The sequence below is a fragment of the Pseudoalteromonas sp. J2K-J031 genome (assembly GCF_058197095.2).
Window position 1 is genome coordinate 2451977 of record NZ_CM200279.1, and the last position, 12575, is coordinate 2464551.

Sequence of the window (12575 nt, forward strand, 5' to 3'; positions counted from 1 at the left end):
CCGTTAAGGCGTTTTTTTATGACTCAATTTTAGTATTATTTTTAACCGAACCCGATCGTTTAGGTTTTAAACTCATAACGGCATTAATGACTGGACGCCAATAAATTTCGGCAATTGAGTCATGTTTAACATCGTATTTACCAATGCCTATTTCAATATTTTGCACTTCTGAAGCTTTTATTAAAGTGCCCGTTAGCTTATCCCAAATAGCCAACGCAGAGCCTAAGTTCGTATCAAAATGAATTGGGTTATTACTGTGATGAATTTGATGTTGTGCAGGGCTAATAAACACCCCCTCAATCTTGTCACCAAAACTAAACCAGATGTGTGAGTGACGCAAATTTGAACCACACAAATTAAAAAGAAAGACAAACACATTCGCACCCAGCACATCAAACATACTCAGTGAGCCACCAAAAAAATAATAGCCACAGCCAACCACACTACCTTGAACAATCGCCATGCGACAGGCGTATAAATAGCTTTCAACAGGATGAGTACGATAAATAGTAAACGGCGTTAAAACTTTAGCCGAGTGATGCACCGCATGAAAATGCCATAAAAAATCAATTTTATGTAATGCAAAGTGCAGTAAAAACCGAGTTAAATCATCAACAATAAATAAAGCAAAAGTGAAAATTGCAATCACGGTCGGTTTTGACCATAAAAGCGGTGAAAAGGCACCAAATAACCACTCTAATCCATCGGCAAAAAAAAGTGCGACCGGCACCATAGTTAACACAATAGGCCCAAATAATAGCGCTTTTAATACTTTATTGAGCACCCACAAAACGTAATCTTGTTTTGCGCTGTGATGCAGCCAAACTCGTTTTGGAAAAACAAAGGCAAGAAAGCGTAAGATTGTTCGTTCAGCTGTATTGGAAGTAGCAGCCAAAAAGACAGGGATGGCCATAACCAATGCGGATGCTAAATACAGGGAAAATATACGCTTATTGGCATCCGTAAAGTAACTAGGCAAAGCGAAAATACTGTCATTTAACACATCTAACACTGTGTATCCTTATTGCTTAAATCATTTATGGCCTAAAAGGGTTTAATCCCTGTTAGGCCATATTATCAACCATTAAAATTGATATTTATAACCAATCGAGAACTGCCTTGGTTTATTTGGTCTTGCGCCATAAGGACGGCGACTGATCACATTTACATTATCAGTAATATTATCTACTTTGGCGTAAATAAGACCAAACTGACCAATATCATAACTCGCTGACACATCAATCACAGTAGCTGAATCGGTTTTAATGCCAGCTAGTGGTAAATCAACTTGCTGACCCGCTTCTGATTGCCAACTGCGACCTGCCGTTTCTTTCATGCTGCTAACGTATTTAAACGCCATGTTAATGCGCCAATTTTCGCTGCTAAGCCCTAAATTAAACGTCGCTTGATGAGTCGGTAAATAAGGTAATTCATCACCTTTTTTAACATGCCCCCACTGCACAAAATCAGAGAAGATTTCTTCTTGAAATTCACTTTTGGTATAGGTGTAAACCACACTATAAGGCACTTCAATCTGCATATTTAACGGGTAACGCTGTGCAAATTGAGTTTCTAAACCATATACATGCACTGCTCCACCATTAAACTCGGTATCAAGTAAGGTGTCATCGCCACAGTTAGACTGCGAGCAGCTTTCTTTTAGATTACTGTAATCATTAAAGAAACTCACCATTTCAAACTGAGTAATGCCATCGTTAAAACGCCCACCAAACTCATAGTTCACACTTTTCTCAAGCTCTATATCATTGCCTTGTTGTGGACTTGACGGCACAAATCCTTGGTGCACACCAAACAGCATACCGGCAGAATCAGAGAACTGATAAAAGCCACTTAAACCAGGCAACCAAATACGGGCATTTTTATCTTGCCAATCGTTGATATTGGCCTTATTGCGATAATGCATATCCATAAATTCACCTCTTACACCTGCTGTAAGAGTTAATTTATCCAGAGTAATGGCGTCTTCGAGGTAAACGGCAAGGGCGTCCGTACTTTCAATGTTTTGAGAGGTATCATATCGACTACCCGCAACTTTCATCGCAACACCATCTTCCATCAAAAAGACTTCTTCAAAATGGCTGCGGTCGATTTCATCTTGGTGATAACGGGCACCAAAGGACAATTTATGCTCAAAATTGAACAGGTTAAATTGCCATGTCCCGTCTAATTGCAATCCTTGTGAATAGTATTCACGAGCATTCGTACCCATCACTAAGTTGTGACTCGTTTCGCCACTTAAAACAGAATTACGCTCACCGGTGATTACGTCATATTCAGCTTGATAGATTTGCGGGTCGGCTAAAATGGCCGATAAACTTGCTTTAGTATTACCAAGTGCGTTTAATTTTAACCAATCGCGCTCGTAATCATTGCGATACAAACGAGTCGTTAAGCTAAAGGCATTGTTATGCATATTATGGCTAAACATAATTTGTTGATGCGCTGTTTCCATCAATGCCGGTTGCGTCGCAGCATAACGTCGATACGGAGTGTCAGCAAAATCACTGTCTGTTAGGCCTAAATAGGTTTCATGCGATGTTTCGTCGGCATAAGACAACTTAAGCTGGACGTTTTGCTCAAATCCTATCGCGTTAAATTGATAACGTACTTTGGCGAGTAAATCGTTTTTATTAAAGCCCGTGCTACCGCCGCCATCAAGATCTTTAAATCCGTCAGCCGTTAAATGAACACCTTCAACTAAAAAGCTGACATCATCCACGGCATTACCGTAATGACCATGTAATTTTTTATAACCATTTTGGCCTGTGGCAATATCAATTGCACCTTCTTGTAAATCAGGCACTTGGCGCGTCACCATATTCAATGTGCCGGCCACAGTTTGTGGGCCAAATTTAATAGCAGCAGGCCCTTTAAACACTTCAACAGCCGTCATACGCGTAGTCACTGGGAAATAATACGCAGCAGATGCAGAATAAGGCGCAGGGCCAATCAATACGCCATCTTCTAAAATCGTGATTTTTTTACTGCGCTCTGGTGTTACACCACGAAAACCGATGTTAGGTCGTAACCCATAACCATCTTCTTCACGAATATTAACCCCTGGCACTGAGGATAAAATACGATGAATATCATCATATTCAAACTTTTCGAGCTCCACCTCAGTTAATAACGTCGCAGAACCTGACTCAGTGCGTAGTCTATCGTGGTGACTGATTATTTGAATGTGCTCTAAATTAGTCGGTTGTTTTTTACTTTGCTCGTTGGCGTGAAGTGGCGTAACCACTGTCGCAATCGCAACGGCTAATAATGTTTTATTCATCATGTTCCCTTAGTCGTTATCGCCAGCTGAAGATTTAGGCAACTCAAGTGCCAATTTATTAATAAAATCATGCTTTAACTGATCGGTTACTGCTTTGACTTTGGTGTGCGTTTCGGTCACTTTATCAGTCTCTTGTTGCAAGGCTGTTTGTAAGTTTCCGTCAATAGCATCAGCGGCTGCGTTAGCCTCTGCTAAACCTGCTAACATTAACTGTTTAATATCGCTGCCATTTTCTTCATCTAAAAAATCATCAAACCCAAGACCATTTTCGTTACCTTGGCCTAAAAACAGCTTTTCAAATGCGGCTAAATTGGCTTTGATGTTCTCAAGTGAATGATTAGCAATACTTGACTCCACATCTTGTGGGCAAATATCTAAACCACATGAATTAGTAAAAAGGCCAAGCGGTGTCGCCAGTTTTTGATCTTTTACTTCTTCGGTTAAATAAAACAACGCATCAGAAATGGTGTTTACAGCCGCATGAGCCGAAGTGAAAATACTGCCCTCTTCACCCGCTGTTTTTAATGCATTGGCATAACCGTTATCAGCTGTCCAAAGGGTGACAAGCTCTTTAGCGTTTTCATCTAGGTCTTTAGCCACTTCAACAGCAAATTGGCATCGCGCTACTTTACGCTCTTGCTCTGGGCGCACATTCCAATCGGCAATTGCACCATTAGCTAATGAACAACTGTGCGCCAGATTTTGGCTAAACAGTAAGTGCTCAAGGCTCACTAAACCACGACGATTAGCAGTACGATCTTTAATGCTATAAGGTTTATTAGTATCTAAATTAATGACACCATCTTCAAAGTACGCCACATCTTGGTCGATGCCACAGATACTTTTTGAAGGCCATGCATAAATCACATTACGCAATTGCCCTTCGTTTTCAACCAATGGACCTAGCTTCATCAGCTCTGCGTGTTGCCACACTACCGCCATGCTTTTCCATGCATTAGTAGCATCAGCATAGGCGGCATCACGTGCTGTTTGGCTCGCTTGAAATGTAATGGCTTGCTCTTCTAATGCGCAGTAGGCGCCTATTTTCTCAACGGCATTACTCGTTTGCACCGTAAACTCAACAAATGTTGGCGTAATAACATTGTCGACTAAGTTTTTTAATAGCGCTTTTTCATCAAACGAAGTAGAGCCTTGATCAGGACTTGGTAAATTAGGACCAAAATCAGGGCCTTGGGTACTTGAATTTTGCTCACCACACCCGGTTAAAGCCAAGCCCAATGCACAAGCAAGTGCGAGAGGTTTTAATTTAACTGCAAACAACATTGTTTATCCTAAATATTGGTTCGTTATATACGACAAAAGGTTAGTCTGCTTAATAGACTAACCTTTTCAAATAAATCAACAAGCAGAATGATTCTACCAGTTATTTACAACAAGCTCATCAAAGTCATAGGCTTGTTGAAGCAACGTGCGAGCAGTTGCAAGGTCAGTTTTAAATGATTCAATTTTAGCGGCATCTAATACAGGCGCATCTTGGAAAAGCGCATGTAATTGTGCAAATTTAGCGACACCCACAGTATCTTTTTTCGGGTTTAACGCGCTGTCACTAAATGGTGAATACGGGCTAAATTGGAAGTTAAGTGCAAATCCTTTCATTTCTGCCCAATGCTTTGCATAGTCAGAATGATTCATCGAGTCAGTACCAAACTTAGCAATATCAGCGGTTACATCGTTAATGTAATGAATAACTGTCGCTGCGATTGCTTTTTCCCATGCTAATGAAGCGGCTGCCGCATGCACTTTTAATTGGGCCATTTGCTCAGTCGTCAGTGCTGTACCTGCAGTTTCAGCCAGTAATTTACGACCTGCGATAAAATGCACCATAGCTTCTGATGTTAAATCAGTTTTACCGCTTGCACCTAAATCACGTTTTGCAGCGTTAGATGAGTTACCCCATACATACTCAGCATTTAAATCAATTTTGCCATCAAAGTTAATGTCTGTGCTGGCATTGCCTTTTGCGATTTGAGTATCAGTCATTTCTAGGTAGTTTCTAGATGCGCCAAAATAACCAAAGCCTTCATCAAATTGATGCTCTAATTTTGAATACGCTTGGCTGCCATCTTGCGTATGTGCAGCTGTTAAGCCTTCTTCTAAGTAGTCATCCGTGCCTTGTGAAAACATCACCGCACCTAAAGTATGCTTTTGTACTAACTGAACTAAATCTAAACCATTTGGTGTAACATGCAGTGGTAATAACGTATCGCTGTTAACCAATTTGTTAGATTCGCCACTGTTTACTTTGGCCACTTGCGCCACAAATAAATCAAAATAATGCTTAATTAACCCTTCAGGTGTTTTAGCTTGCGTGCCAAAATCAGTCCAACCAACAAAGTTTCCGTCAGCTAACCAATCTTTATACATTTTTGCGCTGTCATTACCAGCAATTTTACCGCTTAGGTCTTTACCTGAACTTGAAATATCAGCAAGAGTCGTTTGCAATGAAGGGAAATCAGCACCTAAAAAAGTTAAATTACTGTCAGCTACAGCGGCATAATCGTGCCACATAGCATTTAATTTATCGGCTACATCACTTGCTTGAATGTTATTAAGTTCAGCATTTTTTGATACATCACTCATATACGCTTTAATTTCAGCTGATAGTGCATGGCGAGCAATTTGACCTGTATAAGAAACTGACGACTTACCCGCAGTGAAGGTTGAATCAAATTCATACACATTCACGCCTGCTTGGTTATCAACATCAGTGATTGCAATATCAAGGTCTTGTGTAAAGCTCAAGCCACCAGCATCGGTCACTTTTACTGCGACTTTAACTGTGGTCGCTTCTTCATAATTTAATGCAATACCCGCTTTTAGTTTTAATTGACCTTCAACAATCTCAAAACGCGTATCTTCAACTGTGAATGTGTGGCCGGTTGCAACATCATCAGTTGCAGATAACGAACCCACGACTGCGCCAAGCGTATCTTCAACAATGGCACTAGTACTAAGTTTAATTGCGGTAGGGGCTGTGTTAACAGGAGTTGGTGTTGGTACTGGCGTCTCTTTTTTATCATTTCCAGAACCACCACATGCCGTTAAGCTTAGTGTTGCAGTAATAATTGCTGTAGCTAATAAAGTTTTTCGCATTTTTAACATCACAAACCCTTAAAAAATAAATAGTTGAAACTGTTTAGTTGACTCGATTATATAGCATGAACAATGATAATCAATCTCATTAAGTTTACTTTTTAATGGTGTGACGGCTTTTTTCTGCGCTTAGCCACTTAAATAGCTGATATGTATTATTTTTATTTTTTCAATACTGAAATAAAAAATTTCAAGCTCTAATCTATTGATAATATTACAATCAATTTTAGGTAAAAAATAAGTAAAATTAGGCTAAGTTTTATTCTTAGGTATAGCAATAACAAACGACGCGCCTGTGAGGTGGTTTTGTTGCAAGTTAATTGTTCCTCGATGCCAAAGTACTATTTTTTCAACAATGGCGAGCCCTAAACCAAAGCCGCCTTTCTCTTTATCTCGACTTTTATCAAGACGAACAAAAGGCTTAAAAACATGCTCCCAATCTTGCTGCACAATCCCATCGCCATCATCACTGATGGAGATATGTATTTCGGTTTGGGTTTCACTGAAACTAATTTCAATTCTCTGCTTGGCATATTTAAGGGCATTGCCAAGCAGGTTTTGCAGTGCTCGCTCCATAAAATGTGCATCACACTCACAAACTAATTGCGACTCACCTATAAAGTGGCACTGTGGCATATCATCACCTTGTTGGAGTTTTTTGACCAAGTGCTGGGTTAATTGAACTAAATCCACCCGACTGTAATTCAGTTTTGGGGTTTCTCTGTCCATTTGAGCAAACTTCAGCATTTCTGTCACCAAGGCTTCTAGCTCAGTAATGTCACGTTTCATACCGTTTAAATAGGGAGAGTGCCCTTCATGAAGATCACTTTCTTCAATCATTGCAATCGCAAACTTAAGCCGTGCTAATGGGGTGCGAAACTCATGAGAGACCGCAGAGGTCAGATCTTTTTGTGAATTTAATAATTGTTTAATTCGCTGCTGTAATGTCTGGATCAAGTCGGTAATGGGTAACAATACGGAGCTATAACCGGTGTCAAAATTAGCTTGCTCTGGCGCATTCATTGCTTTGCATGCTTGTTTGAGTTGATTGAAGTCACGTAATAACAACACACTCCAAAGCCCAATTGGCACACTAATTAAAATCAGCATTAGAATGTATGGCCAGCTGGTATCAAAGGTTGGCGCTATCACATCAATGGGCCCTACACGTACAATTTTATCATCTAACAAAAATGACCAATAGGCTTGTTGCTGCTGATTAAACGATATTACGCCTTGTTGATTGGCTAATTGCTCGTGCTGCTCTTGTAAAAATAACACATCAACAGAATCAAATATTTCTGTCGGATAATGCGCTGTTACCTTGGCTAACCCATCAGGTGTATTTAATAATAAGGCAATGCTTTGGCTAAACTCCGCTTGCAATAAAATAGCTTGCTCGCCTTCCTTGTGCGGCCATAACTTTTCGACCGTACCAGTTAAAATCAACAAAGATAAAATAATATAAATATACAAACTGCCAAATAGTTTACCCATTTAATCCCATCCAAACGTGCGTCTGTTTAATTCCATGCATCAGCAACAAATAAGTATCCCTGTCCCCATACTGTTTTGATCCGGTATGGCTTACTTGTATTGTCGAAGAGTTTTTTTCGTAAACGAGAAATGCGTACATCAACGGTGCGATCAAGCCCATCGTATTGTCTGCCTATCATTTGCTGGTGTACATAATCACGATTAAGCACTTCGCCCGCATTCGAGGCTAATAACCACAGTAATTCAAACTCATGGGAGGTCAATATAATTTCGCGCTGTTCTAACAAGACTAAACGACTGGTTTTATCAATTTTGAGCTGGCCAAATATGCGCTCATCAACTGGACGCGGTGGTTTTTGACGACGTAAAATCGCGTTTATCCTTGCCACCAGCACACGAGGCTCGACAGGTTTAATCACATAATCATCGGCGCCAAATTCTAACCCCACCACTTGATCAAAATCTTCACCTTTGGCGGTCAGCATTAATATCGGCAAACTGTGCTTAGTACGCACTTGACGACAAACACTAAACCCATCTTTACCCGGCAACATCACATCTAAAATCATTAAATCAGGTTGTAACGCCTCAACACTGCCTAGCACCTCAGCACCATTACTCAGTACTGATACGGTAAATCCATTATGAATTAAATAAGCTTTGGTTAATTGCTGTAATACTAAATCATCTTCAACTAACAGAATATGCGCCATATTGTTCCTTTACTGAATTAAAAAAAGCTCCAAGGTGATCGTAACCGTCGTCGAGTCGGTTTTATCTCACTGGTCTGAACTTGTACTTTCGATTGCAGCAGCGTGTCGCCCTTATCGCCATGAGCGAGCCAATATAACGTATCCACCTGAATACGCGCTTTATAACTAAATTCAATTTCCCTTTGCTGCCAACATTGGATTTTTTTATCATTTTCAAATAGGCATAGAGGTTCGATGCTTGGTGAAAGCCAGAGAAAATCCAAATTGATTTCGCAATTTGGCTGCTCGCGCTCAACCACACATACTTTAGGAGTTACGTTTAATGTGACGGATGTTGGTTTCGCATGACTAAAAATAGGTAAGATCACACTTAACATCACGCCAAAGTACTTAAAAAATATACTTCATTCCTATAAAAAAACTCAGCGCAGCATCCTCCTTAAAAAGTGGGCTATCACTGAGTGATGAATAATCGGTATACGTTGTATTCAAAAAAAACGCGTTATCATGGGTTAGCGGCCACGTAAGCTGGAGTTTAACATAAGGTAAAGCACTCGAATTACTCTGATACCCTTTATGAAATAGGCTTATTTGATCCACGCCATAATAATATTGATTTAAACCTTGGCTTTGATAATGCAGCCCTATTGCGGGGCTAACAATGAGAGAGCCCAACTGTGATTGCCCTTCAAACTCAATACCCGCGCGGTCATCATGATACACACCTGAAATATCAACCAGCCAATTGAGCTTAAGAGCAAAATTATCACCAAAGTATTGATATTCAAGCCCTGCATCAAGCGCCCAGCGGCGTTTTTTTACTTGATTAACGTTTACAGGCTCTGCAAGTTTAGCGTCAGCGCCAAGCGCCATTGGTAAAAAAAAAGTATTCGGATGCCAAAATACAAAAAAGCGGTTTTCAGGGTTTAATTCGCTAATAATGCTCAATGTATATTGGCTGCCTTGTAAAACAGAGTAACCCACTTGCCCATTATCAAAATAAAAACGCTCGCCGTAATAGGCGACATCGGGTAACACCACTAAAGGAATGTCATCGCCACCATAAAGAGGATTGGTCGCTTTACCAAGCCCAACCCCAACTGCGAGGTGCCATGTATTAACGTCTAATTGGTTGTCCTTTGCGTGCGCCGCCACAGCAAACAATGCCCAAATAATCAGCAAACGTTTCAACATGCCACACTCCAAAGTAATAATTTGGCGCTACTTTAACAAGTTATGATCTTGGCTGCATCTACCCGTTACAAACAATAACAAAATGGTTAAAGCGATAAACTTTGTGCCGTTTGATACATGGCTTTGATCAGTGGATCTTGCAAGCGATTACGTAATACACATAAACCAATTTCAAATGCCTCTGGTTGAAATGGCGCTGACAAAATTTGCACTTTATCAAGCAAAGGGCTGTTATCAAGTACAATTTGTGGCACCAAGGCAACGCCAAAACCTAGGCTCACCATCGACACAATGGCTTCATTACCGGCTACTTGCGCATAAATCGGTGGCTTGATTTGCATTTTCTTCCACCAGCTTTCTAAGCGTTTTCGATTTAACCCCAGCTCAGGCACAATAAAAGGTAAGGTATGCCATTGGATTTCTTTATTATTGTGCGCACATTCAGCTAAATAGGTTGCTATCTCTCCATGCCCAATCGGTGCAATAAACTGCAAGCTTGAATACCCGATAGAACAAAATGCCAAATTAGCCGCTAACTGATCCGGGCGCGCTGCAATGGCCATATCTTCGTGTTGCTCAATAATGCGCTCTAATGCCAGCGCAGGATCACCCGTATGCAGCTTTATTTCAACTTGTTGATATTGCAACCTAAACTGCTCAAGCAACTTATATAAAAAGCTATACGAAGCTGTCACCGAACAAAACAAACTAATTTCACCTACCAATTGCTCTGATGACTGTTCGAAAGAAAGTTTTAATTTTTGCCATTGTTGTAATGAAGCATGGGCATACTCAATAAAAGCGAGACCATGTTGGGTTAGTCGCACAGTGCGATTATCACGCAAAAATAAGCTCACGCCTAAGGTCTCTTCAAGTTGTTTGATGTTTCGGCTTAAAGTCGGAGCACTGACATGGCAGCGCTCACTCGCTCTGCCAAAGTGTAGCGTATCGGCTAACGCCAAAAACACATGTAAGGATCGTTGATCTATCATAGTAAAAACACTGAGTATTTCACAATATGAAATACTTTATTGCAAATATATCATTTTACGCAAGATAATTAATTCTTTACATTCAATTCATAGCGCAACTCATATCGAGTGTTGCCAAGATTTTCAAGGATTAAAACATGACGACTAATTATTTTAATACACTAAGTTTACGTGAGCAGTTAGCGCAATTAGCGCAATGCGAATTTATGAACCCATCTGAATTTACCGATGGTGTTAACGTACTACTTGGTAAAAAGCTCGTTATTGTAGGGTGCGGTGCACAAGGCTTAAACCAAGGCTTAAACTTACGTGATTCAGGATTAGATGTAAGCTACGCATTACGTGAATCTGCTATTGCTGAAAAACGCCAATCTTTTTTAAACGCATCTGAAAACGGTTTTGTTGTCGGAACCTATGAACAATTAATTCCAACGGCTGATTTGGTACTTAACCTAACGCCAGATAAGCAACATACCTCAGTGGTTACCGCGATTATGCCGTTAATGAAACAAGGCTCTACCCTTGCCTATTCTCATGGTTTCAATATTGTTGAAGAAGGCATGCAAGTTCGTAAAGACATTACCGTAATTATGGTTGCACCTAAGTGCCCAGGCACTGAAGTGCGTGAAGAATATAAACGCGGTTTTGGTGTACCAACCCTAATAGCGGTTCATCCAGAAAACGATCCTGAAGGTAAAGGCCTTGCACAAGCAAAAGCGTATGCTGCAGGTACTGGCGGCCACCGTGCTGGGGTTTTATTGTCATCATTCATTGCTGAAGTAAAATCAGATCTAATGGGCGAGCAAACCATTTTATGCGGCATGTTACAAACGGGTTCAATTTTATGCTTTAACAAAATGGTTGAAAAAGGCATCGATGCAGCTTACGCCTCTAAATTTATTCAGTACGGCTGGGAAGTGATCACCGAAGCGTTAAAATACGGCGGTGTCACCAATATGCTTGACCGTTTAACTAATCCTGCAAAAGTAAAAGCGTTTGAGCTAAGCGAAGAGCTAAAACAAATTATGCGTCCACTTTATAACAAGCACATGGATGACATTATCAGCGGTGAGTTTTCATCAAGCATGATGGCTGATTGGGCAGAAGATGACGCTAAATTATTAGGTTGGCGCGCTGAAACAGCCAAAACAGCTTTTGAAAAACAAACCAATACCGATGCACCTATTAGCGAGCAAGAATTCTTTGATAAAGGTATTTTAATGGTGGCAATGGTCAAAGCTGGGGTTGAACTTGCTTATGAAACCATGACAGCTGCAGGCATTAAAGCAGAGTCTGCGTATTATGAATCGCTTCATGAAACGCCGCTTATTGCCAATACCATCGCACGTAAAAAATTGTTTGAAATGAATCGTACTATTTCAGACACTGCCGAGTACGGTTGTTACTTATATAATCATGCATGTTTACCGCTATTAGCTGATTTTATGAAATCGGTTGAAACTGATGTGATTGGTCAAGGTTTACCTACCACGTCGAATGCGGTTGAGAATGCAACATTGATTAAAATTAACAAGGCACTGCGTGAGCACCCAGTTGAAGTGATTGGTGCAACGTTACGCAGCTACATGTCAGATATGAAACCAATTATCTAATTTTGTATAGAAACTTTTAGTTTGTTAAGTCCTAAGCCTAATAGCTCCCTGATATTAGGCTTTTTTTATTTAAAAGCGCAAACTCCCGCAAAAATTGCAGTAAACACAACAAAACAAGCATGCTAAAGTAACAGTCTATCCATTTTTTTAG

At 40.3% G+C, this 12575-nt stretch carries 10 protein-coding genes; 1 reads left to right on the forward strand and 9 read right to left on the reverse strand.

Annotated features, from left to right (window positions below; genetic code table 11):
• Positions 1–16: 16 nt before the first annotated feature.
• From AC3KZC_RS11070 to ilvY, 9 genes are all read right to left on the reverse strand, one after another.
• Positions 17–1012 (reverse strand): sterol desaturase family protein, encoded by a 996-nt coding sequence (locus AC3KZC_RS11070; RefSeq protein ID WP_490579424.1) that lies wholly within the window; start codon positions 1010–1012, stop codon positions 17–19.
• Between the two features lie 72 nt (positions 1013–1084).
• Positions 1085–3301: a TonB-dependent receptor family protein gene (locus tag AC3KZC_RS11075; protein WP_490579423.1), complete on the reverse strand. Its 2217-nt coding sequence runs from the start codon at positions 3299–3301 to the stop codon at positions 1085–1087.
• 9 nt (positions 3302–3310) lie between these two features.
• Entirely contained in the window at positions 3311–4585 is a 1275-nt protein-coding gene (locus tag AC3KZC_RS11080; protein WP_490579422.1) for an imelysin family protein, read from the reverse strand.
• Between the two features lie 93 nt (positions 4586–4678).
• Positions 4679–6424 (reverse strand): DUF4856 domain-containing protein, encoded by a 1746-nt coding sequence (locus tag AC3KZC_RS11085; protein WP_490579421.1) that lies wholly within the window; start codon positions 6422–6424, stop codon positions 4679–4681.
• 243 nt (positions 6425–6667) lie between these two features.
• Positions 6668–7912 (reverse strand): ATP-binding protein, encoded by a 1245-nt coding sequence (locus AC3KZC_RS11090; protein WP_490579420.1) that lies wholly within the window; start codon positions 7910–7912, stop codon positions 6668–6670.
• A 26-nt stretch (positions 7913–7938) separates the two neighbouring features.
• Positions 7939–8625, reverse strand: a complete 687-nt coding sequence (locus tag AC3KZC_RS11095) for a response regulator (RefSeq protein ID WP_490579419.1) — start codon at positions 8623–8625, stop codon at positions 7939–7941.
• A gap of 17 nt (positions 8626–8642) precedes the next feature.
• Positions 8643–9002: a DUF3019 domain-containing protein gene (locus AC3KZC_RS11100; RefSeq protein ID WP_490579418.1), complete on the reverse strand. Its 360-nt coding sequence runs from the start codon at positions 9000–9002 to the stop codon at positions 8643–8645.
• 13 nt (positions 9003–9015) lie between these two features.
• Positions 9016–9819: a MipA/OmpV family protein gene (locus tag AC3KZC_RS11105; RefSeq protein ID WP_490579417.1), complete on the reverse strand. Its 804-nt coding sequence runs from the start codon at positions 9817–9819 to the stop codon at positions 9016–9018.
• Between the two features lie 86 nt (positions 9820–9905).
• Positions 9906–10808 (reverse strand): HTH-type transcriptional activator IlvY, encoded by a 903-nt coding sequence (ilvY, locus tag AC3KZC_RS11110; RefSeq protein WP_490579478.1) that lies wholly within the window; start codon positions 10806–10808, stop codon positions 9906–9908.
• A 140-nt stretch (positions 10809–10948) separates the two neighbouring features.
• Here ilvY and ilvC point away from each other — a divergent pair, with 140 nt between their 5' ends.
• On the forward strand, positions 10949–12424 hold the full coding sequence (gene ilvC, locus AC3KZC_RS11115; RefSeq protein ID WP_490579416.1) for a ketol-acid reductoisomerase: 1476 nt from the start codon (positions 10949–10951) through the stop codon (positions 12422–12424).
• Positions 12425–12575 lie beyond the last annotated feature (151 nt).